Here is a 25243-nt window from a genome sequence, read left to right on the forward strand (position 1 = left end):
ACAAGCCACCGACAGGCCACCGACAGACGAGCGACAGCCCGCCGACACGTGTCGGCGGGCTGTCGGTGATCCGCGTCGGCCAGTCGGCCAGTCGGCCAGTCGGCCAGTCGGTCAGTCGGCCAGTCGGTCAGTGGAAGGCGTGCTCCTCCTGCGGGAACGTTCCGCCGACCACGTCCTCGGCGAAGGCCTTCGCCGCGTCGCCCATGGTCGCCCGGAGGTTCGCGTACTGCTTGACGAACCTCGGCAGCTTCCCGCCGGTCAGGCCCATCATGTCGGTCCACACCAGCACCTGCGCGTCGCACTCCGAGCCGGCGCCGATGCCGACGGTCGGGATGTGCAGGGACTTGGTGACCTCGGCGGCCAGCTCGGCCGGAACCAGTTCCAGGACCACCGCGAACGCGCCCGCGTCCTGCGCCGCCTTCGCGTCGCGCAGCAGCTGGTGCGCGGCCTCGTCACCGCGGCCCTGCACCCGGTAGCCCATGGCGTTCACCGACTGCGGGGTCAGACCCAGGTGGGACATGACCGGGATGCCGGACTGCACGATCAGCTCGGTCTGGTGCAGCGAACGCTCGCCGCCCTCCAGCTTGACCGCTCCGACGCCGGCCTCCTTGACCAGCCGGGTGGCACTGCGCAGCGCCTGTACGGCGCCTTCCTGGTACGAGCCGAACGGCAGGTCGCCGATGACCAGGGCCCGGCTGGTGCCCCGGACCACGGCCGCCGACAGGAGGGTCATCTCGTCCATCGTCACGGGGACGGTGGTCTCGTAACCCAGGTGACAGTTGCCCATCGAGTCGCCGACGAGGATGACCGGGATGCCGGCCTCGTCGAACACGGACGCGGTCATCGCGTCGTACGCGGTGAGCATGGGCCACTTCTCGCCGCGCTCCTTGGCGAGCGTGAGGTCGCGGACGGTGATGCGCCGGGTGCCCGTTCCCCCGTACAGGGTGGGCGTCGTCGTCTGACGGGTTTCGCGGGCAGGCGAAACGGCATGCGTCATTGCAACTGCTCCTCAGGTCATCTCGAGGCGCCCTCACGGCGTCCCCGGACTCACCCACCATGGTGGCACCCGCCGGGCCCGGGGCGGTAGTGGGCGCGGGGGCGGCGCGCTGCTCGGTCCGTCACACTCCCGGCCCGAACCGTCGCCCGCACGGCCTAATGTGCGCGTTTCGTGACAACCGGAACCCGCGCCGCATACCCGTTCGTCCTCCCGGACGTACGGCCGGACAAACGGCACGGAAGGCTTCGTACATCGCCTAGGGTCAAGGGGCGGGGACGGAGCGCGAGCACGGCAGTGAGGGCAGCGGTATGGCACAGGCGTACATGACGGAGACGGGGAACGGCGGCTCGGAGCCCGAGCCCTCCGGGTCCGGTCTCCGGCGCCGACTGGCCGATCTGCGCAGAGACCCCGGCATCTGGCGGCGCGGAAGCGTGACCGCCGGGCTGGCCGCGCTGATCTCGCTCGTGATGATCTTCCACGCCAGCCTGCCCAACGACGTGGGCAACCTCGGCAGCCTCACGGAGACCTTCCTGCCCTGGCTGGGCCTGGTCGTGGTGGCGCTGCTGGTCGCCGCCGTGGTCCGCACGTCCGCGACCGCGCTGATCGCGATACTGCTGACCGCCGTGGTCTGGGTGAACCTGTTCGGCGGCCTGGCCACTGACAAGTCGGGCTCCGGCGGCAACCTGGTGGTCGCCACGCACAACGTCGACGCCGACAACGCCGACCCGCGCGGCACCGCCGAATCCCTGGCGAAGTCCGGGTCCGACGTACTGGCCCTCACGGAGCTCAAGGCGGGCGTCATCCCGACGTACGAGAAGGCCCTCGCCGACGCCTACAAGTACCACGCCACGGAGGGCACGGTCGGGGTGTGGAGCAAGTACCCGCTGACCTCCAGCCGGGCGGTGGACATCAAGATGGGCTGGACCCGGGCGATGCGCACCACCGTGAAGACCCCGCAGGGCCCGGTTGCCGTCTTCGTCGCCCACCTGCCCTCGGTCCGGGTCAAGCTCAACGCCGGCTTCACCGCCAACCAGCGCGACAACAGCGCCGACGCGCTGGGCGCCGCGCTCGCCGGCGAACCGCTGAAGAAGGTCATCCTCCTCGGCGACCTCAACGGCACCATGAACGACCGGGCGCTGTCCGAGGTCACCTCGCAGATGCGCTCCACCCAGGGCGCGGCGGGCGACGGCTTCGGGTTCACCTGGCCCGCCCAGTTCCCGATGGCCCGGATCGACCAGATCATGGTCCGCGGCATCCAGCCGGAGGCCTCCTGGACGCTCCCGCGCACGGGCAGCGACCACCTCCCGACCGCGGCCCGGGTCACGGTCAAGCCGTAGCCGTAGCCGTAGCCGTAGCCGTAGCCGTAGCCGTAGCCCTAGCGGTAGCCGTAGCCGTAGCCGGAGGGCGCAGTGCACGGAGAAGGGGCCCCGCCGCAGCAGCGGCCGGGCCCCTTCCCCTGAGGTCGCGAACGGCTACGCGTGCTCGCGCCAGCCGTTCGTGATGGGCAGCCGGCGGTCCTTGCCGAAGCCCTTCGCGGAGATCTTCGTGCCCGGCGGGTACTGGCGGCGCTTGTACTCCGCCGTGTCCACCATCCGCAGGGTCTTGGCGACGAGCTCGCGGTCGAAGCCGGCCTCGACGATCGCCTCCAGGCCCTGGTCACCGTCCACGTACATCGCCAGGATCGCGTCCAGGACGGGGTAGTCCGGCAGCGAGTCCGTGTCCACCTGGCCCGGGCGCAGCTCGGCGCTCGGCGGCTTCACGATGGAGTTCTCCGGGATCGGCGGGGTCTCGCCGCGCTCGGCGGCGGCCCGGTTGCGGTACTCGGCGAGGCGGAAGATGTCCGTCTTGTAGACGTCCTTGATCGGGCCGTACGCGCCCACCGAGTCGCCGTACAGGGTGGAGTAGCCGACGGCCAGCTCCGACTTGTTGCCCGGGGCCAGCACGATGTGGCCCTCCTGGTTGGACACCGCCATCAGCATGGTGCCGCGCAGCCGGGACTGGAGGTTCTCCTCGGCCAGGCCCGTCAGGCCCAGGGAACCCATGTACGCGTCGAACATCGGCTCGATCGGCACGGTCCGGAAGTTCAGCCCGGTCCGCTCGGCCAGGTCGGCCGCGTCGCCCTTCGAGTGGTCCGAGGAGTACTTGGAGGGCATCGAGATGCCGTACACGTTCTGCGCGCCGATCGCGTCGCAGGCGATGGCGGCGACGAGCGCCGAGTCGATGCCGCCCGAGAGCCCGATCAGGACGGAGCGGAAACCGTTCTTCTTGACGTACGCGCGCAGGCCCACGACCAGCGCGTCGTAGATCTCCTCGTCGTCGTCGAGGCGGTCGGCGTAACCGCCGGTGACCACCGGCTCGTACGGCTCCACGGGCTCCTCGGAGAGGATCACGCGGTCGATCCGCAGCCCGTCGTCCACCACGCCCTCGGGGGCGTCGGGGCGGGCGGCGGGCAGGTCGAGGTCGACGAGCACGCAGCCCTCGGAGAACTGCGGGGCGCGGGCGATGACCTCGCCGCTGCCGTCCACGACGATCGAGTCCCCGTCGAAGACCAGCTCGTCCTGGCCGCCGATCATCGCCAGGTACGCGAGGGTGCAGCCGGCCTCCTTGGCCCGCCTCTGGACCAGTTCGAGGCGCAGGTCGTCCTTGTTGCGCTCGTACGGGGAGGCGTTGATGGAGAGCAGCAGCCCGGCCCCGGCGGAGCGGGTGGCGGGGACCCGGCCGCCCTCCTGCCAGAGGTCCTCGCAGATGGCCAGGGCCACGTCCACGCCGCGCACCCGGATCACCGGCTGCGTGTCGCCCGGTACGAAGTACCGGAACTCGTCGAACACGCCGTAGTTGGGGAGGTGGTGCTTGGCGAAGCGGAGGGCGACCTTCCCGCCGTGGAGCACGGCGGCCGCGTTCTCCGGGGAGCCCGCCGGACGGCCGAGCCGGGGCGCGGCCCGCTCCGTACGGTCGAGGTAGCCGACGATGACCGGCAGTTCCCCGAAGCCCTCGGCCGCCAGCCGCTCCGCGAGGTCGCGCAGCGCGGTGCGGGAGGCGTCGACGAAGGAGCCGCGCAGGGCGAGGTCCTCGACGGGGTAGCCGGTCAGCACCATCTCCGGGAACGCCACCAGATGGGCGCCCTGCTCGGCGGAGTGCCGGGTCCAGTGGACGACCGAGTCGGCGTTGGCGGCGATGTTGCCGACGTGCGAGTCGATCTGATTCAGAGCGAGGCGAAGTTGAGGCACGGGGGCCAGTGTAATCGTCTTTCTGACGCGATGTCCTGGGGTTCCGGTCCGCGATATGCGTGAGGCGCCCCACTCGGGGGCGCCTCGGGTCCCGTACGCGGAGTGTGCGCGAGACCGTTCGCGGGGCGTTCGCGGGGCGTGCGGGGAGCGTGCGCGGGGCCGCGGTCAGCCGATCGGGCCGCTCCAGATCGTCTGGGGGTACTCCGGGGGCAGGCCGGGCGAGAGCTCGAAGTGCAGGCCCTTGGTGCCCTCGGGGACGGAGAAGAGGAAGACGCCCGTGGCCGATTCGCCCGGCATGACCGAACCCTTGAACATCTTCGGCAGAGGGGTGTCGAAGAGCATGTCGGCCGAGCCGCCCTGGTCGTCACGGGCGTGCGGCAGCGCCAGGTGCACGTCGAGTGCGGCGTCGGACTTGTTGACGATCTTCACGGTCACCTTGACCGCGTGCCCGGAGTGGTCGCGCGGGTACGTGCTCTTCCCCGGGGAGTACGGGACGGCGCGCTCGGCGGTGACCTCGACGCCGTTCGGGTACGTGAAGGTCTTTCCCCAGGCCAGCGCGGAGGTCCGGCCGGGGATGTCCGACGGGGAGGCCTTCGGCGTGGGGGCCTTCGGCGTGGGGTCGCTGTACCCGGGCGGGTAGGGGTAGACGTCGAGGCCGTCGACGTCGTCCAGCTCGTCGATCTCGTTCGCGGTCTGCCGGTCGATCTCGGTCAGGATGCTCTTCGTGGTGAAGAAGCCCCCGATCGAGCCGATGAGGGCGAGCCCGCCGAGGGCGGCGCCGATGATCGCCATGGTCCTGCGCGGGGAGCCGGGCAGGGACTTGGCGCGGGAGACGGCGCCGATGCCGATGCCGATGGCGATCAGCGCGAGAAGGGTGCCGCCCCAGAAGATGAAGGGGATGACGCTCAGGAAGGTGCTGATGATGCCGAGGACCAGGGCGGCCACGGCCAGGCCGTTGACGGGCTCGGCGGGCTGCGGGTAGGCCGCCGCGTATCCGGGGTAGCCCGCGCCGCCGCCGTATCCGGGGCCGTAGCCCACGCCGCCGCCGTATCCGGGGCCGGGGCCTGCGGGGGTGCCCCAGGGGTTGGCCGGCGCGCCGGGGGCCGTGGGCGAGGGGGCCGACGGGCTCGGGGGAGCGAAGGCGGACGCGGGGGTGGGTGCGGGTGCGGAGGCGGACGGGGGCGCGTCGGCGGGCCCGGCAACCGGAACAGCTGCGTCGGGCTCGGGCCGGGGAGCCGGGACAGCCGCGTCAGCCGGCCCGGGCCCGGGCTCGGGAGCCGGGGCGGGTACTTCCGTCGGGCCGGGCTCGGCAGCCGGGGCAAGGCCGTCCGTCGGCCCGGGCTCGGGAGTCGGGACAGCCGCTTCGGCCGACTCGGGCTCGGGAGCCGGGGCCGGTGCGTCCGCCGGGCCGGGCTCGGCGGCCGGGGCGGGTAGGTCGGCCGGGGCCTTCGTGAGCGACAGCGGTTGCGCGGGCGGGTCCGGCTGCGCGGGCGGCGGTATCGACGCCGCCTCCGGTATGGGCGTGCCCGCGGGTTCCGTCGGCGGGCCGGTCGGGTTGCTGGGCGGGTTGGCGGGGTTGCTCATACCGGTGGGCGATCCTTATGTACGGCGCGGCCGACGTGCGGTGATCGGCGCGTGGAGATCACCAGATTGCCATGTCCGCCGAGCAGCCCGCTCCGGACTTTCCGCCCCGGTACTCTCCGCCCCGGTCCGGCGACGGCCGGGACACCGCCCGACCCGCGCCGGACCAGGGCGTCACCGTTAGAGCCGGTAGCCGAGGACCGTCATCATCCCGGACTCCGAGTGGTAGACGTTGTGGCAGTGCGCCATCCACAGCCCGGGGTTGTCGGCGTCGAAGTCCACCGTCAGCTTCGCGCCCGGCAGGATGATCGTGGTGTCCTTGCGGGCACCGCCTTGGCCGCGCCGGCCGCCCCGGCCGCCCGCGCCGAGGGCGAAGTGGTGCCCGTGCAGGTGCAGCGGGTGCCACATCGGCGTCGCGTTGGTGAATTCGATCCGGACCCGCTCGCCCGCCTTCACCGGGTATCGCTGGTCCGGTGTGTAAGGCGCGTGGTTGAAGGCCCAGTTGTACCGGTCCATGCTTCCCGTCAGCCTCAGCTTGATCGTACGGTCGGGCCGGCGGTTGCTGAGCGCGGCCGACTCGGCGGCCTTGAGCTTGTTCGCCAGCAGTGGCCGCACGTCCAGTTCCGCGGGCCGGGTCGCGGCGGTCGGCGCCTTCCCCGCGCCGGTGCGCAGCACGGCGAGGGCCGCCTGCCCCTTGCCCTCGGCGAGCGCGGTGAGCGGGAACACCCCGTCCCCGGCGGTGACCAGTACGTCGTACCGCTCGCCCATGCCGAGCAGCAGGCTGCTGGCTTTGGCGGGCGCGACGGGGAAACCGTCGGTGTGCGTGACCGTCAGTTCGTGGTCGCCGAGGGCGACGCGGAAGGCGGTGTCCCCGCCCGCGTTGATGATGCGCAGCCGGATCCGGTCGCCGGGGCGGGCGGTGAAGACCGACGGGTCGTCCGCCATCCGGCCGTTGATCAGGTAGTACGGGTACGCGACATCGCCCGCGTCCTTGCCGAGGATGTCGCTCTCGCTGCCCATGAGGAGCCGGTTGGGGCCGCCGCCGCTGCCGCTCGGCGAGGGGGAGTGCGAGGTGGCCGGGACGGGGGCGGCGTGGCCCGCCGTACCGCCGTGTCCGCCGTGCCCGCCGTGGCCGGGGTCGGTGCTCATGCCCTTGCGGAGCGCGGCGAGCACGGCATCCGGGGTGGAGCCGTCCACTCCGTCGAGCCAGTCGTCCAGCACGACCACCCACTCCTTGTCGTAGGAGAGGGGCTCCTTCGGGTCCTCGATGATGAGCGGGGCGTACAGGCCGCGGTCCTGCTGGACCCCGGTGTGCGGGTGGAACCAGTACGTCCCCGGTTTCGGGACGGCGAACTTGTACGCGAACGACTCGCCCGGGGCGATGTCCCGCTGGGTGAGCCCGGGGACGCCGTCCATGTCGTTGCGCAGGGCCAGGCCGTGCCAGTGCAGGGAGGTGGCCTCGGGCAGGTGGTTGGCCAGGGTCAGGGCGAGGGTGCCGCCCGCGGTGGCCCGTACCTCCTGGCCCGGCAGCTCGTCCCCGTACGCCCAGGAGCGGACGGAGACGCCGCCGCCGAGGTCGAGCGGGGTGATGGTGGCGGTGAGCTTGACCTCGGTGAGCGGGCCGGTGGCCTTGCGGGCGGCCTCGGCGGCCTGGACCTGGGGACCCGCCGGATCGACGTAGCCGCGCGGGGTGGCGGCGGCCGAGCCGCCGTGCTTCATGGCGCCGTGGCCCATGGAGCCGGAGTCGTGGCCGGTGGACGAGCCGTCGCCGGAGCAGGCGGCGAGCAGCCCGGAGCCGGCGAGGGCGGCGGTGGCGCCGAGCACGGCGCGACGGGTGGGACGGGTGGGAAGGGAACGCATGGGTGCACCTCGTGGTGTGGCGATGCGGGTGGAGGAACGCCGTTCGCCGTCGCCGAGCGGCCCGTGGGCCCTTGGGCGCGTGGGCACGCGGGGGCGACAGCGGTGCCCGTCCTATACGCGCAGTACCGCCAGCCGTGTGAGGAGTTCCCGGGGCCCGGGCGGACCTGGGCCGCGCGGGGCGCGGTCCCGGCCGCGCCCGCCGGTGGCCCGGTCGCCCTCGTACCGTACGAGCGCCCGGCCGAGGGCGAGCAGCACCAGCCCGGCGAGTACGGCCAGGCAGACGGACATGGGGTTCATGGCGGGCCCGGCCGGTGTGTGGACGGCCGGTGTGCGGTCCGCGGCACTGGGGTGGGCCGCCGGATCGGGGTGGGCCGCCGGACTGGGGTGGGCCGCCGGACTGGGGTGGGCCGCGGGACCGTGGTGGCCCGCCGGACCGGGGTGGACATCCGGGCCGGCGTGGGCCGCGTGCGCCGCCGGACGGGGGTGGACATCCGGGGCGGCGTGGGCCGCCGGTGCTGCGTGGCCGGCCGGCATCGGCTGATGTGCCGGAACCGTGCGCTCGCGGGCAACGCCGCGGGCCGCGGTCGCGTCCTCCAAGGCGTGGGACTCGCTCGGATGGCCCAGCGTGTGCATCGCGACGATCCCCAGCAGCAGCGCGGCGAGCAGCACCAACCGGCTCCCTGGGGTTGCTCGCTGGGCACTGCGCGTCATACGCGGAACCCTACCGGGGGTGGGTATCCGATCCATGGAGCCACCCCGGTGTTGCTGAGGATTAATCGCACTATGCGCACCAAAGGCTTGTATGCCCGACGCGAACCGACGGCGCGGCCCGCGCCATCCGCGCGGCACACGTGGCGTGTCGCGGCCCTGATCGGTCTCGGCGCCACCGCCTACACCGCGTGGGTGCTCGAAGTCGTCCTCTCCACGGGCCTCAATCCCATCGAGGCCTACGTCAGCGAGCTCGCCGCCCAGGACCGGCCGCTCGGCGGCCTGTTCCGGGCCACCGACTTCACCGCGGGCCTGCTCGCCTTCGCCGGCGGGCTGCTGGCCCTCGTCCGGCTCGCCCGCTACCCCGCGTGCCGGCGGCCGTGGGCCGTCCTCGGCTGGGCCGGGGTCACCCTGTTCGGCGCGGCCACCGCCGCCGACGCCTGGCTGCCGCTGAGCTGCGCCCCCACCGCCGACCCCGAATGCGCCGCCCGGGAGACCGCCGGACTGGTTCCGGCCACCCATCAGGCCCACGCCGTCAGCAGCAGCCTCGCCATGGCCGGCGCCCTCACCGGAATCGTGGCCCTCACCGTCGCCGCCCGCCGCTACGGCTGGTTCGCCCCGCTCGCCCGCTACGGGCCCGCGCTCGTCGCACTGGAACTGCTCGCCACCGTCTGGACCCTGACCGCGATCGCCCTGTTCACCGCCGGGCGCGGCACCTGGGCCCTCGGCGCCGGGCGGCGCCTCCAAGTCCTGTTCGTGGCGCTCTGGCTGGGTCTGCTCGCGTACTCCGTATACCGGGACCGCCGCACATGAGCGCCCCCGCTCACCCTGGTGGCCCCGCCGATCCCGGCCACCTCGGCGGTTCAGACCGCCCCACCGGTCCAGACCGCACCGCCGGTCCAGACCGCACCGCCGGTCCCGGCCGCCCCGGTGGTCCCGATCGCCCCGCCGGTCCAGACCGCACCGGCAGTCCCGATCGCCCCGGTGGTCCGGGTGGTCCTGGCGGGCCCGGTCGCACCGCCAGTGCCGATCGCATCGGCGGTCCCGATCGTCCCGATCATCCCGATCGTCCCGGTGGTCCCGGTGGTCCCGGTCGCACCGGTGGTCCCGGTCGCACCGGTGGTCCTGGTCGCACCGGTGGTCCTGGTGGTCCTGGCGGTTCCGGTGGTCCCGGCGGTCCCGATCGCCCCAATCGCCCCGGTGGTCCCGGGCATCCCGGCCGCCCCGGCGGTCCCGGTACCGGCGGGACCGGCCGGTTCGTCGCCGTGGACGGGGTGCCGCTGCACGTGGTGGTGGAGGGGAGCGGGCCGACCGTCGTCCTCAGCGCCGGGCTCGCCATGGCCTGGTTCGACTGGGACCCGGTCGCCGCGCTGCTCGCCGCCCGGGGCCGCACCGTCGTCCGCTTCGACCGTCCCGGGCACGGCCTCAGCGCCCCCGCCGCCGTCCCGCCGAGCGCCGCCGGGGAGGCCCGCCGGATCGCCGGGCTGCTGGACGCGCTGGGCCTGGGGGGCGCACCTGCCACCGTGGTCGGGCACTCCATCGCCGGATTCCACGCCGAGGCCTTCGCCCGCCTGTACCCGGGGCGCACCGCGGCTCTGGTGCTGGTCGACTCCAGCGTGGAGGAGGACCCCCGTACGCTGCTGTCCGCCGCCGTGCGCACCGGCGCCGCCCGCGCCCTCGGCCGCGCGGTGACCGCCGCCGGACTCCCGGCCGCGCTCGGGCCCCTGGCCCGGCGTACCGCCGTACGGGCCTCCCGGGTCCCGGGGGCTTCCCGCGCCGACGGGGCTTCCCGAGCCGACGGGGCTTCCCGGGCCGACGGGTCCTTCCAGGCCCCCGGTCCCTCCCGGGCCGGCGGGTCCTCCCGCGCCGACGGGCCTTCCCGCGCCGACGGGTCCTCCCGGGCCGACGGGGGAGACCCGGCCGATCCGGCCGCGCGGGACCTCGTACGCCGCTGCTACCGCACCGGCCGGGTCTGGCGGGGAGCCCTGCTGGAGAACTCCCGGTACCCCGACATGGCCGCCGAGGTGCTCGCGCTGCGGGCGGCAGCGGCCGGGCGCCCGCCGACCGCGCCCGCCTGCGTCCTGGCGGGCTACGACGGCTCCGCGCGCCCCGGCGCCCTGCGCTGGCTCGCCCGTCAGGCGGACCTGGCCGACCGGCTCGGCGCCCGCTTCGAGGTCGCCGAACCGGCAGGGCACCTGGTCATGCTGGACCGCCCGGACCAGGTGGCCCGGGCGGTCCTCGGAGCGGGGGAGCTGGGACAGCACCCGGCGTAGCAGATCAGTGGCCAGTGGCCAGTGGCCAGTGGCCAGTGGTCGGGGGTCGGGGGTCAGTGCCTGGCGTAGACCTTCTCGACGAAGCCCGCGATCTGGTCCTCCGAAAGGTGCTGGGCCAGGTCGGCCTCGCTGATCATGCCGACGAGCCTCTTGTCCCTGATCACCGGAAGCCGCTTGATCTGGTGGCTCTCCATCTCGTCCAGCACCTCGGACACGTCCGCGTTCGCGTCGATCCAGCGCGGAGTGCCCTGACACAGCTCACCGCAGGTGACCTTCGCCGGGTCCTGGCCCTTGGCCACACAGCCCACAACGATGTCGCGGTCGGTGACGATGCCGCACAGCCGTTCCGCGGCGTCGCTGACGGGCAGGGCGCCCACATTGAGGCGGGCCATCAGCTGAGCGGCCCGGTCCAGCGTCTCGGTGGCGGGGATCCACTGGGCCCCGGGGTGCATGATGTCTGCGGCGGTGGTCATCGTTTAACCTCCTGAGCTCGCCGTTCGGGCCGGACGCGGAAGCGCCCGGCCCGGCGCCCCCTCGCGATGCGGCCGTTCGGCCCCACGCCGCAGGCAGGCGGCCCCGTGCGGCGGACGGCCGCGGTGGAGCACACGCCCGTACGGGTGAGAGGGCGCCTCCCACCACCGTACGAGCGTGTCCCGTCACCCGCGCGGCGCGGCCCCGCGCTGCTTCAGCATGTCGGCCATCAGGGTGAGCTCCGACTGCTGCGCCTCGACCATGCCCTGGGCCAGCGCCCGCTCGGCCGGGGTCGCGCACTGGCGCGCGCAGCCCTGGGCCATCGCGACGCCGCCCTTGTGGTGGTCGGTCATGAGCTGGAGGTAGAGAACCTCCGCGTCGCGGCCGTCGGCGGAGCCCAGCCCTGCGAGCTCCTCCTTGGTGGCCATGCCGGGCATCAGCGCGCCGGGCTTGGCGGCACCCATGTCATGACCCTGATGTCCGCCGGATTCCATCCAGGACATGGGCGGCTCGTCCGCGACCACCTTCGGCAGCCCCCACAGGTCCAGCCAGCCCAGCAGCATGCCCCGCTGGTTGGCCTGGGTGTTGGCGATGTCGTAGGCGAGGCTCCGTACCGGCTCGTCCTGCGTGCGGTCGCGCACGATGAAGGACATCTCCACCGCCTGCTGGTGGTGCACCGCCATGTCCCGGGCGAAGCCGGCGTCCGGCGAGTAGAGCCCGGGCGCGCGGGACGACGTACCGGACGCCCGGTCGCCGCCGCCGCTGTCGCTCGCGGCCGTGACCGTGGCGCCCACCGCGAACAGCAGCGCGAGCGCGACGGCCGAGCCCGCGACCCAGTACGTACGGTGCGAGCGGCTGTCGGGCCGGCTCGCCCCGTCCGGCCCGTCCGGCCCGTCCGGCCCGTCCGGCCCGTCCGGCCCGTCCGGCCCGTCCGGCCGGCTCGACCCGTCCGACCCGGTCACTTGTCGGCCAGCCCGTTCGTGCAGGCCGCGCCCGGCTCGGGGGTCTGCGGGCCCTGCACGTACTTGGTGAAGAACTGCGCGACCCGGGGATCGGAGGCGTTGTCCACCGTCAGCTGCTTGCCCCACGCGCTGAGCATGATCGCGCCGGTCTGCTCCTTGACCGGGCTCATCAGCGTGTACGGGGTCTTGCCCACCGTCTCGGCGAGCTTGTCCAGGTCGCCCTGGGCGGCCTTCTCGTTGTACGTCACCCAGACCGCGCCGTGCTCCAGCGAGTGCACGGCGTTCACCTCGGGGATCGGGTTCTTGTACACGTCGCCGTTGCAGTTCATCCAGCGCGGGTTGTGGTCCCCGCCGACCGGCGGGTTCATCTCGTACTTCACCGGGGTCTCGACGTGCTTGCGGCCCAGGTCCTTGGCCTCCCAGGTCTGCTCGCCGTTGACCGGCGCCTTGCGGGCCGCCTCGGCATCCTTCTCCTTCTGCTTCTGGTCGATCAGCACCCAGGCGCCGAAGCCGATCAGCCCGGCGACGACGGCCGAGGAGACCGTGATCGCGATGATCTTGTTACGCCGGTCGCGTGCCTTTTCGGCGCGGCGCATCTCGGCTATGCGCGCCTGGCGGGAGGTGTCCTGCGGGGTCTTGCCGGCCATGTGCCCGTATTCCTTCTGCTGAGGGGGGTGGAGGGGGTGGATCCGGTGGAGCGCGGTACGGCGCCGGACCGGTCAGGTCCGCAGCACTTGCAGGGCGTGGAGGTCGGGGGCGCGCGCGAGGGTCCCGGGCGGCCGGTTCCACCCCGTTCGCGCGGGGCGCACCAGGACCGCCGGCCCGGCCCCCGCCACGGCGACGGCGGGCGTCGGGGCGGGCAGCACCGCGGGGCTCACGTGCGGGCGGGCGGAGCAGCCCGGAAGGTCGTGGGGGACGTCGCAGACGACGTGCGCCACCACCGTGGCGGCCGTCACCGTCACCGCGTCCGGATGATGGGTATGGGTATGGGCCTGGGCATGGACCTCACCGTGTCCGGTCCCGTGCCCGGTCCCGTGCCCGGTCCCGTGCCCGGTCCCGTGCCCGGCCGCGGCCCCGGGCCGCGCGCACAGGAGCAACGCGCCGAACAGCACCCCGAAGGCCAGCAGCAGCAGCGCGGCACGCCGAGGGCACGCACGAAGGGCGGGACGCCCCCGGCCCCCGCTGTCCGCCCGACACTCCCAGCCCCCCATGGGCGCAGATGGTAATGCTCATGACCGACCCGAGGTCAGTGCGGGGTGCCACGAGCTTTCCCGGGTGCGTAATGTGGCGGAAACCACGGCTGGCGATACTGGGCCCGCCCGACTGTGCCCCCCGATCCCCCCGGCAGTGGTGCACAGGCCGTCTGAACTGCGAGGATGAAGGCATGGACAAGCAGCAGGAATTCGTCCTCCGGACGCTCGAGGAGCGCGACATCCGCTTCGTGCGCCTGTGGTTCACCGACGTACTGGGCTTCCTCAAGTCCGTCGCGGTCGCACCGGCGGAACTGGAGCAGGCCTTCGACGAGGGCATCGGCTTCGACGGCTCCGCGATCGAGGGCTTCGCGCGGGTCTACGAGTCCGACATGATCGCCAAGCCGGACCCGAGCACCTTCCAGATACTGCCGTGGCGCGCCGAGGCCCCCGGGACCGCCCGGATGTTCTGCGACATCCTGATGCCGGACGGCTCGCCGTCCTTCGCGGACCCGCGCTACGTGCTCAAGCGCATCCTGGCCAAGACCTCCGACCTGGGCTTCACCTTCTACACCCACCCGGAGATCGAGTTCTTCCTACTGAAGGACAAGCCGCTGGACGGATCCCGTCCGGTTCCGGCGGACAACTCCGGCTACTTCGACCACACCCCGCAGAACGTGGGCATGGACTTCCGCCGCCAGGCGATCACCATGCTCGAATCCATGGGCATCTCCGTCGAATTCAGCCACCACGAGGGCGCCCCGGGCCAGCAGGAGATCGACCTCCGCTACGCCGACGCGCTCTCCACGGCCGACAACATCATGACCTTCCGCCTGGTCATGAAGCAGGTCGCGCTGGAACAGGGCGTCCAGGCCACCTTCATGCCGAAGCCGTTCTCCGAGTACCCGGGCTCCGGCATGCACACCCACCTCTCCCTCTTCGAGGGCGACCGCAACGCCTTCTACGAGTCGGGCGCCGAGTACCAGCTGTCCAAGGTCGGCCGCTCCTTCATCGCGGGCCTCCTGCGCCACGCGGCGGAGACGGCGGCGGTCACCAACCAGTGGGTCAACTCCTACAAGCGCATCTGGGGCGGCTCCTCCCGCACGGCCGGCTCCGGCGGCGAGGCCCCCTCGTACATCTGCTGGGGCCACAACAACCGCTCGGCCCTGATCCGCGTCCCGATGTACAAGCCGGGCAAGACCGGCTCCTCGCGCGTCGAGGTCCGCTCGATCGACTCCGGCGCGAACCCGTACCTCACGTACGCCGTCCTCCTGGCCGCCGGCCTGAAGGGCATCGAGGAGGGCTACGAACTCCCGGCGGGCGCCGACGACGACGTCTGGGCCCTCTCCGACGCCGAACGCCGCGCGATGGGCATCGAACCCCTCCCGCAGAACCTCGGCGAGGCCATCTCCCTCATGGAACGCAGCGAACTGGTCGCCGAAACCCTCGGCGAACACGTCTTCGACTTCTTCCTGCGCAACAAGAAGCAGGAGTGGGAGGAATACCGCTCGGAGGTCACCGCCTTCGAACTCCGCAAAAACCTCCCGGTCCTGTAACACCAGGTCGAAGCCCCTGCGGGCCGCGCACGGCACTCCGGGCCGGTGGTCAATGACCACCGGCCCGGAGTCGTCTCACTGGCCCTGGGCCGTCTGTGGGCCGTCCGACGCGGAACCCGAGGCCTTGTAGACCCGGCGCAACCACCACCTACGGCGAGGCGATCGGGCGGGACGAGGACGGCTGGAACACCTTCCTCACCATTGGCTGACCACACAGTCCGTACGCGGGGCTTAGGCCGTTTCTTTCGGACCATGGAGAATCGGCCTCCGTGTCAGGCCGGAGGGGACTGTTGTCAGGCCTGAGGAAGAAGAAGGGGGCTGGCGTGGGGCTCGTCATGGAACTTCGGCGTGGGGTCTCCGCGTCTAGGACGGGGCGAAAGGCCGGGCCGGTGCCAGCGACAGGGGTGCTGGAGCGGCTCGTCGTCGACGAGTTCTGGGTGGCCATTCGGAGGCTCGGCCAGCACCGACTGCCCACTTTCGCCGGCATCGATCCGTACGGGGACACCGTTCTGCGCGGTGAGGCCGTGGACCAGATGGTGCGGGAGCTGGAAGGTTCGGATTTCGCTCGGCTGACGAGTGCCGAGCGTGAGGTCATGGTGACAGTGTTGGCCTGGGGCCTTCGGTGCCGTGCCGACCGGGACCTGCGGATTGCCTTCTCGGGCGATTAGCCCTTCGGCGTGCTGGCGGAGAGTGGTCGCTTCCGGGTGCGAGCGTGGGGCGGGTGAGCGTACGCGCGGTGGAAGCGGCTCGTATCGACGGGACTGCGCCTGAGCTGATCTGGTACACGTCATACGGCTCGAACATGCACATGGCCCGCTTAGCCTTCTACATGGCCGGGGGCACTCCTCCGGGTGCCTCGCGCAGGTATCCCGGATGCCGTGACCGCCGTGCGCCGGAGCGGTCGGTGCCCGTTGAGCTGCGAGGGCGGCTGTACTTCGCCACGGAGTCTCCGGTGTGGACGGGCGGCAGGGGCTTCTACGATCCGACGGCGCGGGGCCGAGTGCGCGCACGCGCCCACCTGGTGACGGCGCAGCAGTTTTCCGACATCGTCGCCCAGGAGATGTACCGGGAGCCCGGGGCCGACGTCGATCTCACCGAGGTCCTGCGTTCGGGGCGGGACGTATTGGGGCCGGGCCGGTACGAGACGCTGATCTGTTCGGGCGCTCTGGAAGGAATCCCGCTGCTGACCTTCACGGCACCCTGGGCCATGGGCGAAGTGGACTGGGTCAAGCCGTCCGCCGCCTACGTGAAGCATCTCGCGGCGGGCATGTTGGAGTCCGGCCCCTGGAACGAGCGGTCCATTGCCGGCTACCTCTCGGAATGCCCAGGCGCGGCAGGTCATTGGAGCGCCGAACAGATCACGGATCTCCTGACATGACGTCCGCCTGACACTGCCAGGCGTGAGTTAAGCCGTCTCCGCCTCGCGGGGGAATTCGCCCACCCCGCGCAGGAGCTCGAAGAGGGCTGTGGAGGTGGTGGCGAGGCCGTTGGCGCCGGAGGTGAGGATGTCGGGCTTCCAGGTTTGCGTGGCGGTGGAGTAGATGAACACCGGGACGCTGTCCCCCCGCGCGCGGAGTGCCTTGGCCAGCTTCAGGCCCGCGTCCTGGTGGAAGGTGCCGTCCTCGTCGCGGCCCATGTCGGAGAGGACGGCGTCGAACGGGGGTGTCGGCGCCGACAGGGCCGTGAGGGCCTCGCGTGTCGACGTGACCTGGACCACCTCCACGCCCAGGGCCTCCAGCTGGGCCGCCTCGTAGGCATTGTTCGACGGGTTGTCGTCCACCCAGAGGATCCGTCGCAGGAGGGGCACGGGAAGCGATTCGAGATCTGAAGTGGAGGGGGAGGAGGTGCTGACCGAGGCCAGTTTGCCCTGGATGTCCGTCGTGGTCCGCAGGAGCTTGTCCGAGATCTCCTGGACCGTCAGCTCCGCCGCGCCCACCTTCACGGTGAATCCCCGGGATTTGATGATGCCCTCGATGACGGGGAGCAGCCGCCACAGCGCCAGGCCGGCGATGAGCGGCCACGCCAGGGCCGTCAGCGCGTCGATCAGGTCTGCGGTGTCCTGCATCACGCCCCCTGGTGCCGTCGAGGAGTCGGAGTCGGAGTTTGAGTCGGAGTCGGGGTGATCGTCGCACCTCGCCGGTCCGAGGACCGGCTCGGCGCGCGCGAAGGCCGGCCGCAACGCCCCCACGCCGCCTCACGGCAGGCGCGGTACCGCCAGGTGCCAGGTCGGGTGGGTGGTGCCGGTGGGCGGGGTGGTGGTGACGTGGAGTTCGGCGTCCAGGCCCAGGACCGCCGTCGTGGTGACGCCCGCCGGGTCGAGGATGGCGGCCGGGGCGCCGGCGTAGAGCATCCGGGACTGCGTCCACGCGGGCGGTCCGCCGAGGGTCGCCGTGCTGACCGTGCCGGTGTCCGCGCGGCCCGCGACGAGGCGGCCCGCGACGCTCACCGCGCCGTAGCCGGCCCGGCCGCCCGCCTCGCTGACCCGGGAGACCGACGGCTTGCCGGAGCCGCGGCCCGCCGTGACCAGGGCGCTGCGCACGACCCCCGAGTCGGGCCGGCGGAACCAGAGCCGGACCCCCGCGCCGTCCCGGGCGGCGGAGAGCGGGACCGTGGTGGCCGGGAGGTGTGTCGGGAAGGGGCCCTGGACCGGGGCGCCCGGCGAGGGCTGGATCCAGGCCAGCACGGAGCGCGTGTTGGTGACGTACACGTGGCGCCGTCCGGCCGCGTCGACCGCCGTCACCGGGTCGCTCTGCAGGTCCCAGCCCCCGAGCCGCTGCCAGTCGGTGAAGGCGCCCGACGGCTCCTGGACGCGGGCGCGCAGGGTGCGGCGCGCGTCGCGGACGTAGACCGTCAGGCGGCCGTCCTGGTCCACGGCGGCCGACGGCCCGCTGATCGCGGAGGTGCTGTGCTCGTCCTCCCGCTCGGGGGTGCCGAGCGACTGCCACGCCCCGAACGGCCCGCCGGGCGCCGACTGGACGGCGTACACGACCTCGCGCCGGTAGTCCTGCGGCCGGTCGCCGAGGACGGTCCGGGTGGCGAGCACCGCGAGGCGGCCGTCGGGGAAGCGGGCGGTGGAGGCGCCCGGGTCGATGCCCGTACCGGGCAGCAGGGCGGGGCCGGTCCAGCGGTCCCGCTCGCGCTCCCACACCGCCATCCGGCCGTCCAGGGCGGCGAAGGCCCACAGCCTGCCGTCCATGCCCTCCGCCAGCCAGGAGGTGCCGTCGGCGCGCGCGTAGCGCAGCGACTGGGCCCAGTTGCGCCCCGTGGGGCTGCCGGCCACCTTGCGGTCACCGCAGCCCGAGGGGCTGCCGCAGTAGTCCGAGTGGTCGAGCCAGGCGTAGGTCTTCAGGTAGCCGATCTTCGCCTCGGCCGTCTGCGGGTCCAGGGCGTGCGGCAGGGTGCCGTTGTGGTAGCCGAGGTAGTTCTGTACCGAGAACCGCGGGCGGTCCCCCACCAGGGCATAGCGCGCGGTGGCGGCCTGCACGAAGCGGGCGCCGTACATGTGGTCCTGGTGGTCGGTGTACTTGCCGGTGTCCTCGTACCGGCCCGGCGTCGGATCCTGCATCCGTATCGTCGTCGGCTTGTACCGCTCCAGGATTCCGGCTATCGCCGCCGTCAGTTGGTCCTTCGTGTACGTGAACTGCTTCTTGACGGGCGTTCCGGCGGTCAACTGGGCACCGAGCCGGGATATCCGGCCGTCCCACAGTCCGTGCAGGCTCTCCGGGTTGTCCCCGGACGGGCTGCGGGCCTCGCGCAGTTGCAGGAAGACCAGGTTGACCTCGGGCTTGGCGATGAGGACGTCGAGCTCGGCGTACCCGCCGCCGGCGGTGGGTATGACCGTGCGCCGCCACGCACTCGTGCGGTCGCCGGTGGCCATCTGGGCGTACGCGGCGCGGATGCCGTTCTGCCGGGCCTCCGCGTAGTGCGTGCGGTCGGCGGGCTGCGCCGGGTCCTTGGCGGAGGCGCCGCGGGCCTCGTTGCGGCCGTCGGACTCGCCGGAGGTGAGGTAGGCGGTGGTGAGCCGGCTGCCGGCCATCAGGGACCGGCTGAGGTCGGGGTTCATGAAGAACAGGTCGTCGTCCGGGTGGGCGACGATCTGCACGACCGTACCGGCCGTCGTGCTGACCGGGCCGACGGTGGCCGGGGTCTTCTCACCGGCGGCCTCGGCGGAGGTCTGCTGTCCCGAGGCGACGGCGAGCACGCCGGTGGTGCCCGCGGTGAGCACGGTGAGCAGAGCCGCGAGGACATGACGGCGGGCTACGGGCATCAGTCACGCCTCCGGGTGCGCGTTCCGGGCGGGAAAACCGCTGTGCAGTCAGAGAGAGGGCCATACGGGGAACTTGGTTCGCCGAATGCGCCGATGACTCCGTTGCTTCCGAAAGCGACCGGATGTGATGGTGCCGTGTGCAGTTTTGCTCCAGGTGTACGCCCGGGAAACACCTGGCGATCATGTGGTCCGTGGGTCCGTGGGTCCGTGGGTCCGTGAGGGCACCTGCGGTTCTACGGCGCCGTGTTGCGCGGCCCCACCGGCTGCCACGGCGCCAGATATGCGCCCGGGGCGTCCGCCGAGGAGGTCACGTACAGCCGCGCGTCGAGCCCCACCACCGCCAGGCTGACCATGTTCCGGCCGGTCATCGTGCTGGAGGGCGAGCCGACGAACATCAGCCGCGAGCGCTCCCACGGCCGCCCCGAGCCGATCTCGGAGCCCAGCTGTCCGCCCGCCGCGCGCGCCGCGAGCAGGTGCCCGCTCGCGGTCACCGCGCCGAAGCCCGAGAGCCCGCCGAGGTCGGTGAGGCCGCTCACCTTCAGCCCGCCCTGCGCCGCGCCCGCTGCCGCGCCCTGCGCCGCGCCCTTCGAACCGCCCTTGGACCCGCCCGCCGCCGCGCCCTTCGACCCGCCCTTCGACGCGCCCTTCGATCCGCCCGCCGCCGTCATCAGGGCGGTACGGACATTGCCCGAGCCCGGCTTGCGGAACCACAGCCGCACCCCGCCCTCGCGGCCCTGCGCCGTGAGCGGGAGCGCGGTGTCCGGCAGCCCGGTCCCGGTGGCCGGGCCCAGCGGGGCGCCCGGCTTCGGCTGGACCCAGCCCACCACCGACATGGCGGTGCCGGCGAACACCATGCGCCGCCCGGCGGCGTCGGTGGCGGTGACCGGGGTGCCGTGCAGACCGGTGCCGCCGTACCGCTGCCACGGACCCCAGCCGCCGTCCGCCGCCCGTACCCGCCCGCGCAGGGTGTACGCGCCGTCGCGGACGTACACCGCCGGCTGCCCGGTGCCGTCGAGGGAGACGGCCGGGGCGCTGATGTCGGAGGTCCACTCCTCGTCGGAGGCCTCGGGGGTACCCAGCGACTGCCAGTCCCCGAACTGCTCGGAGCCGGGGGCGCGCTGGACGGCGTAGACGACCTCCCGCGTGTACTGCGCGGGCCCGGCGCCGAAGGAGGTGCGGGTGCCGAAGGCGGCGATCCGGCCGTCCGGCAGGGTCACGGTGGAGATGCCCGGGTCCATGCCCCTGCCGGGGAGCAGGCCGGGTCCGCTCCAGAGGCCGAGCAGGCCGGCCCGGTGCCAGACGGCGACCTGGCCGTCGAGCACCTTGAACGCCCACAGGCCGTGCTCCCGGTCGGAGGTCAGCCAGGAGGTGCTGGTGCCGCGGGCGTAGTTGATGGACTGTGCCCAGTTGTTGCCGGCGGGGTGGTCGGCCACCTTGAGGTCGCCGCAGCCGGCCTCGCTGCCGCAGTGGTTGCTCCGGTCGAGCCAGGCATAGGTGTCCAGGATGTCCAGTTTCTCCCCGGCTTCGGCCGGGTCCAGGGAGCTGGGGAGGGAGCCGTTGGGATATCCGAGGTAGTTCTGCACCGCGAAGTGCGGGCGGTCCTTCACCTCCTCCGCGTACGCGGCGAGGGCGGCCTGTGCGAACCGGGCCCCGTAGAGGTGGTCCTGGTGGTCGGTGTACCGCTCGGTGTCGGGGTGCCGGCCGGGGGTCGGGTCCTGCATCCGCACCGTCGTCGGCTTGTACCGCGCCAGCACGCCCACGAGGGTCCGGACGATCTGGTCCTTGGTGTACGTGAACGGCTGCCTGACCGGGGTGCCGGAGGCGAGCATCGACTCCAGGCGGTCCACCCGGCCGTCCCACAGGCCGTGCAGGCTGTCGGGGCGGTCGGCCCATACGTTGCCGGCCTCGCGCATCTGGAGCCAGACGAGGTTGACCTCGGGCTTGGCGACGAGGACGTCCACCTCGGCGAGGCCGCCGCCGTCGGTCGGCAGGACGGTGCGCTTCCAGGCGCTGCCGCGGTCGCCGGTGGCCATCTTGGCGTAGGCGGCGCGGATGCCGTTCTGGCGGGCCTCGGCGTAGGCGGGCTTGTCCGGCGCGGTGGAGGACTTCCCGGCGGCTCCGGCGTTGACGCCGTCGGCCTCGCCGGAGGTCAGGTAGACCGAGGTCACGGGGCGGCCGGCGGTTATGGAGTACCGCAGGTCCGGGTTCATGAAATAGAGGTCGTCGTCGGGGTGCGCGACGATCTGGAGCGCGCGGCCCGGGTCCGGGGCCTCGGCGGGTGCCGCCGCGGCCGACAGGGGCCTGGCGTCGGGGACGGTGGGGGAGGCGAGCCCGGTGAGGGCCTCGTTCCCCCGGAGTATGAGCATGCTGCCGGCGGCGGTGGCCGCGGCGAAGGCGACGGCCTTGACCAGCCGGTTCCAGTGGGGGTGGGCGCGCCGGGAGCCCGTGCTGCCCGTGCTGCCCGTGTTGCCCGTGCTGGGGCGTGCGTCGTCGGGCATGGGACTCCTCCGGGCCGTCAGGCGGGGAGCGTGCCCCACAAGATCGAAAGGTCCCCAATTCTTCCGATAATCCAATAAGTCGGCTCATGGTAATCGCGCAGACCGGTCGAACACCCACCCCGGACGATGAGACAAGAGCCACCTTGACGAGCCCGGGCACACCCGCCGAGGCACTGCCCCCGAGGCACCGCACCGGACGACGGCGTTGCCCCCCGAGGCACCGCACCGGGCGACGGCACCGCACCCCCCCGAGGCGCCGCCCCGGACGACGGCACCGCACCGGACGACGCCGAGACGCACCTCACTTCCCCGAGACCGCTTAGGCTCGCCCCAGGGCATGTCAGGGCAGGCCGCGCCACTGGCACCGACGGACGCGGGAGGCGGCGGGATGACAGTCCCGGGACGCAGGAGCAGCACCTTCATCCGGCTGCTCCGCAGCGGCTTCACCGACCCCTCGGCCGCGGCCCGGCTGCTCGACTCCGGCGTACTGGCCGCCGTACGCACCGATCCCGTGCTCCTCGACGCCCTCGGAGCCACCGCCGACCCCGACCTCGCCCTGCGCGGCCTCGTACGGATCGCCGAGGCGCAGTCCCCGGCCCAGCTCCCCGTGCTCCTCGACACCCTCGTCAGCGCCAAACCGCTGCGCGACCGGCTGCTCGGCGTACTCGGCGCCTCCGAGGCCCTCGGCGACCACCTCGCCCGCCACCCGCAGGACTGGCGGGCCCTCGTCACCTACGAGGCCGCCGATCTGCACCCCGGACTCGCCGAGTTCGAACACGGACTGGCCGAAGCCCGCGACCCCGTCGCGCTGCGCGTCGCCTACCGCCGCTGCCTGCTGTCCATCGCCGCCCGCGACGTCTGCGGCACCATCGACCTCGCCCAGACCGCCGCCGAACTCGCCGACCTCGCCACCGCCACCCTCCGCGCGGCCCTGCGGATCGCCAGTGCGGCCGCCCCCGAGGACGCGGCCGCCTGCCGGCTCGCCGTCATCGCCATGGGCAAGTGCGGCGGCAACGAGCTGAACTACGTGTCCGACGTAGACGTGATCTTCGTGGGCGATACCGCAGGCACCGCAGGCACCGCTGGCGGTGCCGGCACGGCCAACGGGGCCGGCGCGGCCAACGCGGCCAACGGCGCCGACGAGGGCAAGGCGATCCAGGCCGCCACCCGGCTCGCCTCCCACCTCATGCGGATCTGCTCCGAGACCACCATCGAAGGCACCATCTGGCCCGTCGACGCCAACCTGCGGCCCGAAGGCCGCAACGGGCCCCTCGTCCGCACTCTCGCCTCCCACCTGGCCTACTACCAACGCTGGGCCAAGACCTGGGAGTTCCAGGCCCTGCTCAAGGCCCGCGCGGTGGCCGGCGACGCCGAACTCGGCGCCCAGTACATCGACGCCATAACGCCCCTCGTCTGGCAGGCCGCCGAACGCGAGAACTTCGTCGCCGACGTCCAGAAGATGCGCCGCCGCGTCGTCGACAACATCCCCGCCGCCCAGGTCGAGCGCGAACTCAAACTCGGCCCCGGCGGCCTGCGCGACGTCGAGTTCGCCGTCCAGCTGCTCCAGCTCGTACACGGCCGCTCCGACGCCACCCTGCACTCCGGCGCCACCCTCGACGCCCTCCAGGCCCTCGCCGCCGGCGGCTACGTCGGCCGCGCCGACGCCGCCCAGCTGCACGACGCGTACCGGTTCCTGCGCGCCATGGAACACCGCATCCAGCTCTACCGGCTGCGCCGCACCCACCTCGTCCCCGAGGACGAGAACGACCTGCGCCGCCTCGGCCGCTCCCTGGGCCTGCGCACCGAACCCGTCTCCGAGCTCACCAGGGCCTGGCGCCGGCACACCTCCGTGGTCCGCCGCCTCCACGAGAAGCTCTTCTACCGACCGCTCCTCGACGCCGTCGCCCAGCTCACCCCCGGCGAGACCCGGCTCTCCCCGCGCGCCGCCGGGCAACGCCTCGAAGCCCTCGGATACGCCGACCCGGCCTCCGCCCTGCGCCACCTCGAAGCCCTCACCTCCGGCGTCAGCCGCAAGGCCGCCATCCAGCGAACCCTGCTGCCGGTCCTGCTCGGCTGGTTCGCCGACTCCGCCGACCCGGACGCCGGCCTGCTCAACTTCCGCAAGGTCTCCGACGCCCTCGGCAAGACCCCCTGGTACCTGCGGCTGCTGCGCGACGAGGGCGCCGCCGCCGAGAACCTCGCCCGCGTCCTCTCCGCCGGACGCCTCGCCCCCGACCTGCTCATGCGCGCCCCCGAGGCCGTCGCCCTGCTCGGGGACCCCGAAGGGCTGCTCCCCCGTACGCACGAAGCCCTCGAACAGGAGGTGCTCGCCGCCGTCGGACGCGCCGGGGACCCCGAGGCCGCCGTCGCCGCCGCCCGGGGTGTCCGCCGCCGGGAGCTGTTCCGTACCGCCGCCGCCGACATCATCGGCTCGTACGGTACGGAGGACAGCCCCGCCGTGGAGGACCCCGGAGCCCTCGTCGACCGGGTCGGCAGCGCCGTCTCCGACCTCACCGCCGCCACCGTCGCCGGAGCCCTGCGCGCCGCCGTCCACAGCCACTGGGGCGACACCCTCCCCACCCGCTTCGCGATCATCGGCGTCGGCCGCTTCGGCGGCCACGAACTCGGCTACGGCTCCGACGCCGACGTCCTCTTCGTCCACGAACCCCGCGAGGGCGTCGAGGAACAGGAGGCCGCGAGGGCCGCCCAGACCGTCATCGCCGAAATGCGCCGACTGCTCCAGCTCCCCACCACCGACCCGCCGCTGCTCATCGACGCCGACCTGCGCCCCGAGGGCCGCTCCGGCCCCCTGGTCCGTACCCTCGCCTCCTACGCCGCGTACTACCGGCGCTGGTCCCTGACCTGGGAGAGCCAGGCCCTGCTGCGCGCCGAACCGGTCGCGGGCGACGCCGACCTGGGCCGGCGCTTCATCGACCTGATCGACCCGCTGCGCTACCCGATGGAAGGACTCGGCGAGGACGCCGTACGGGAGATCCGCCGTCTCAAGGCCCGCATGGAGTCGGAGCGGATGCCGCGCGGCGCCGACCCGACCCTGCACACCAAACTCGGCCGCGGCGGGCTCAGCGACGTCGAATGGACCGTCCAGCTGATCCAGATGCGGCACGCCTGGGCGGAGCCCGGCCTGCGCACCACCCGCACCCGGGAGGCCCTGGCCGCCGCCCAGGCGGCCGGGCTGATCCCGACCGAGGAGGCGCAGATCCTGGACGAGGCGTGGGTACTCGCCACCCGGGTCCGCAACGCCGTCATGCTGGTCCGCGGCCGCGCCGGGGACACCTTCCCCGCCGGGGCCCGAGAACTGGCCGCCGTGGGCCGCTACCTGGGATACGCGGAGGGCACGGTCGGCGAGATGCTGGACGACTACCGCCGCACCACCCGCCGCGCCCGCGCGGTCGTGGACGAGCTGTTCTACGGGGCCTAGCAGGACGGCGCCGCCGTCCCGTCCCGCCCGGCGGGCAGCCATGCGGCCGCCGCGTCCTGGGCCATCCATTCCCGCAGGTTCAGCTCGAAGGCGCTCTGCCCGTCCCGTTCGTCGTCGCCTCGGCCGTTCACAGGAACGCCCGCTCATCCGTCGTCGTGGTGATCGGTGAGGGATCGCCGGTCGTTCCGTGCGTGATCGGTCACTCGTTCGTGGG

Annotated in this window: 21 protein-coding genes; 7 read left to right on the forward strand and 14 right to left on the reverse strand. The window is 73.0% G+C overall.

Annotated elements, in window-relative coordinates:
• Positions 1-127 precede the first annotated feature (127 nt).
• Entirely contained in the window at positions 128-997 is an 870-nt protein-coding gene (panB, locus tag MTF65_RS09760) for a 3-methyl-2-oxobutanoate hydroxymethyltransferase (RefSeq protein ID WP_243628119.1), read from the reverse strand.
• Positions 998-1305: 308 nt separating this feature from the next.
• Here panB and MTF65_RS09765 point away from each other — a divergent pair, with 308 nt between their 5' ends.
• Positions 1306-2334 (forward strand): endonuclease/exonuclease/phosphatase family protein, encoded by a 1029-nt coding sequence (locus MTF65_RS09765; RefSeq protein ID WP_243628120.1) that lies wholly within the window; start codon positions 1306-1308, stop codon positions 2332-2334.
• 135 nt (positions 2335-2469) lie between these two features.
• Here the strand turns inward: MTF65_RS09765 and MTF65_RS09770 are convergent, their stop codons facing one another.
• The 4 genes from MTF65_RS09770 to MTF65_RS09785 all read right to left on the reverse strand — a co-directional run bounded on the left by MTF65_RS09770 (position 2470) and on the right by MTF65_RS09785 (position 8376).
• Positions 2470-4224, reverse strand: a complete 1755-nt coding sequence (locus tag MTF65_RS09770; RefSeq protein WP_243628121.1) for an NAD+ synthase — start codon at positions 4222-4224, stop codon at positions 2470-2472.
• Between the two features lie 165 nt (positions 4225-4389).
• Positions 4390-5808, reverse strand: coding sequence for a DUF4190 domain-containing protein (locus MTF65_RS09775; RefSeq protein ID WP_243628123.1), 1419 nt, complete (start codon positions 5806-5808; stop codon positions 4390-4392).
• A 177-nt stretch (positions 5809-5985) separates the two neighbouring features.
• The gene (locus MTF65_RS09780; RefSeq protein WP_243628125.1) at positions 5986-7665 is read right to left on the reverse strand and encodes a multicopper oxidase family protein; all 1680 of its coding nucleotides are present in this window, start codon (positions 7663-7665) and stop codon (positions 5986-5988) included.
• A 111-nt stretch (positions 7666-7776) separates the two neighbouring features.
• Positions 7777-8376: a hypothetical protein gene (locus MTF65_RS09785; RefSeq protein ID WP_243628126.1), complete on the reverse strand. Its 600-nt coding sequence runs from the start codon at positions 8374-8376 to the stop codon at positions 7777-7779.
• A 72-nt stretch (positions 8377-8448) separates the two neighbouring features.
• Between MTF65_RS09785 and MTF65_RS09790 the strand changes: the two genes are divergently transcribed.
• On the forward strand, positions 8449-9186 hold the full coding sequence (locus MTF65_RS09790; RefSeq protein ID WP_374207191.1) for a DUF998 domain-containing protein: 738 nt from the start codon (positions 8449-8451) through the stop codon (positions 9184-9186).
• A 50-nt stretch (positions 9187-9236) separates the two neighbouring features.
• Here the strand turns inward: MTF65_RS09790 and MTF65_RS09795 are convergent, their stop codons facing one another.
• Positions 9237-9659, reverse strand: a complete 423-nt coding sequence (locus MTF65_RS09795; RefSeq protein WP_243628696.1) for a hypothetical protein — start codon at positions 9657-9659, stop codon at positions 9237-9239.
• On the opposite strand from MTF65_RS09795, the gene MTF65_RS09800 reads away from it, so the two are divergent.
• A complete protein-coding gene (locus tag MTF65_RS09800; protein WP_243628639.1) occupies positions 9639-10646 on the forward strand; it encodes an alpha/beta fold hydrolase in 1008 nt (335 codons plus the stop codon). The two genes, MTF65_RS09795 and MTF65_RS09800, sit on opposite strands and share 21 nt — an antisense overlap.
• A gap of 53 nt (positions 10647-10699) precedes the next feature.
• On the opposite strand, the gene MTF65_RS09805 is transcribed toward MTF65_RS09800, so the two are convergent.
• From MTF65_RS09805 to MTF65_RS09820, 4 genes are all read right to left on the reverse strand, one after another.
• Positions 10700-11119 carry a CBS domain-containing protein gene (locus MTF65_RS09805; RefSeq protein WP_243628128.1) on the reverse strand — a complete coding sequence of 140 codons (420 nt, stop codon included), beginning with the start codon at positions 11117-11119 and terminating at the stop codon, positions 10700-10702.
• A gap of 183 nt (positions 11120-11302) precedes the next feature.
• Positions 11303-11923, reverse strand: coding sequence for a DUF305 domain-containing protein (locus MTF65_RS09810; RefSeq protein ID WP_243628640.1), 621 nt, complete (start codon positions 11921-11923; stop codon positions 11303-11305).
• Positions 11924-12075: 152 nt separating this feature from the next.
• Complete coding sequence (locus tag MTF65_RS09815) at positions 12076-12726, reverse strand: DUF3105 domain-containing protein (RefSeq protein WP_243628131.1); 651 nt, start codon at positions 12724-12726, stop codon at positions 12076-12078.
• Between the two features lie 72 nt (positions 12727-12798).
• Positions 12799-13290: a hypothetical protein gene (locus MTF65_RS09820; RefSeq protein WP_243628133.1), complete on the reverse strand. Its 492-nt coding sequence runs from the start codon at positions 13288-13290 to the stop codon at positions 12799-12801.
• Between the two features lie 173 nt (positions 13291-13463).
• Here MTF65_RS09820 and MTF65_RS09825 point away from each other — a divergent pair, with 173 nt between their 5' ends.
• The 3 genes from MTF65_RS09825 (at position 13464) to MTF65_RS09835 (ending at position 16203) form a co-directional block, all read left to right on the forward strand.
• Positions 13464-14825 (forward strand): glutamine synthetase family protein, encoded by a 1362-nt coding sequence (locus MTF65_RS09825; protein WP_030238655.1) that lies wholly within the window; start codon positions 13464-13466, stop codon positions 14823-14825.
• A 404-nt stretch (positions 14826-15229) separates the two neighbouring features.
• On the forward strand, positions 15230-15493 hold the full coding sequence (locus tag MTF65_RS09830; protein ID WP_243628134.1) for a hypothetical protein: 264 nt from the start codon (positions 15230-15232) through the stop codon (positions 15491-15493).
• 53 nt (positions 15494-15546) lie between these two features.
• Positions 15547-16203: a histone deacetylase gene (locus MTF65_RS09835; RefSeq protein WP_308407131.1), complete on the forward strand. Its 657-nt coding sequence runs from the start codon at positions 15547-15549 to the stop codon at positions 16201-16203.
• 27 nt (positions 16204-16230) lie between these two features.
• Here the strand turns inward: MTF65_RS09835 and MTF65_RS09840 are convergent, their stop codons facing one another.
• The 3 genes from MTF65_RS09840 to MTF65_RS09850 form a co-directional block, all read right to left on the reverse strand.
• Positions 16231-16890, reverse strand: coding sequence for a response regulator (locus MTF65_RS09840; RefSeq protein WP_243628136.1), 660 nt, complete (start codon positions 16888-16890; stop codon positions 16231-16233).
• Positions 16891-17019: 129 nt separating this feature from the next.
• A complete protein-coding gene (locus tag MTF65_RS09845) occupies positions 17020-19092 on the reverse strand; it encodes a PIG-L family deacetylase (protein ID WP_243628138.1) in 2073 nt (690 codons plus the stop codon).
• Positions 19093-19325: 233 nt separating this feature from the next.
• Entirely contained in the window at positions 19326-21590 is a 2265-nt protein-coding gene (locus tag MTF65_RS09850; protein WP_243628139.1) for a PIG-L family deacetylase, read from the reverse strand.
• A 388-nt stretch (positions 21591-21978) separates the two neighbouring features.
• Here MTF65_RS09850 and MTF65_RS09855 point away from each other — a divergent pair, with 388 nt between their 5' ends.
• Complete coding sequence (locus tag MTF65_RS09855; protein WP_243628140.1) at positions 21979-25029, forward strand: bifunctional [glutamine synthetase] adenylyltransferase/[glutamine synthetase]-adenylyl-L-tyrosine phosphorylase; 3051 nt, start codon at positions 21979-21981, stop codon at positions 25027-25029.
• Here MTF65_RS09855 and MTF65_RS30205 read toward each other — a convergent pair.
• Entirely contained in the window at positions 25026-25160 is a 135-nt protein-coding gene (locus MTF65_RS30205) for a hypothetical protein (RefSeq protein WP_279398797.1), read from the reverse strand. The genes MTF65_RS09855 and MTF65_RS30205 overlap by 4 nt on opposite strands.
• Positions 25161-25243 lie beyond the last annotated feature (83 nt).

Origin of the sequence: Streptomyces sp. APSN-46.1 (assembly GCF_022815725.1) — a bacterium.
In the GTDB taxonomy this organism is placed as follows: Bacteria; Actinomycetota; Actinomycetes; order Streptomycetales; family Streptomycetaceae; genus Streptomyces.

Coding starts and splice junctions, on each gene's coding strand:
- MTF65_RS09785 (WP_243628126.1), bottom strand. CDS start 8,376: ATGACGCGCAGTGCCCAGCGAGCAACCCCAGGGAGCCGGTTGGTGCTG.
- MTF65_RS09845 (WP_243628138.1), bottom strand. CDS start 19,092: ATGCCCGTAGCCCGCCGTCATGTCCTCGCGGCTCTGCTCACCGTGCTC.
- panB (WP_243628119.1), bottom strand. CDS start 997: ATGACGCATGCCGTTTCGCCTGCCCGCGAAACCCGTCAGACGACGACG.
- MTF65_RS09820 (WP_243628133.1), bottom strand. CDS start 13,290: ATGGGGGGCTGGGAGTGTCGGGCGGACAGCGGGGGCCGGGGGCGTCCC.
- MTF65_RS09780 (WP_243628125.1), bottom strand. CDS start 7,665: ATGCGTTCCCTTCCCACCCGTCCCACCCGTCGCGCCGTGCTCGGCGCC.
- MTF65_RS09825 (WP_030238655.1), top strand. CDS start 13,464: ATGGACAAGCAGCAGGAATTCGTCCTCCGGACGCTCGAGGAGCGCGAC.
- MTF65_RS09790 (WP_374207191.1), top strand. CDS start 8,449: ATGCGCACCAAAGGCTTGTATGCCCGACGCGAACCGACGGCGCGGCCC.
- MTF65_RS09815 (WP_243628131.1), bottom strand. CDS start 12,726: ATGGCCGGCAAGACCCCGCAGGACACCTCCCGCCAGGCGCGCATAGCC.
- MTF65_RS09775 (WP_243628123.1), bottom strand. CDS start 5,808: ATGAGCAACCCCGCCAACCCGCCCAGCAACCCGACCGGCCCGCCGACG.
- MTF65_RS09805 (WP_243628128.1), bottom strand. CDS start 11,119: ATGACCACCGCCGCAGACATCATGCACCCCGGGGCCCAGTGGATCCCC.
- MTF65_RS09840 (WP_243628136.1), bottom strand. CDS start 16,890: ATGCAGGACACCGCAGACCTGATCGACGCGCTGACGGCCCTGGCGTGG.
- MTF65_RS09765 (WP_243628120.1), top strand. CDS start 1,306: ATGGCACAGGCGTACATGACGGAGACGGGGAACGGCGGCTCGGAGCCC.
- MTF65_RS09850 (WP_243628139.1), bottom strand. CDS start 21,590: ATGCCCGACGACGCACGCCCCAGCACGGGCAACACGGGCAGCACGGGC.
- MTF65_RS09855 (WP_243628140.1), top strand. CDS start 21,979: ATGACAGTCCCGGGACGCAGGAGCAGCACCTTCATCCGGCTGCTCCGC.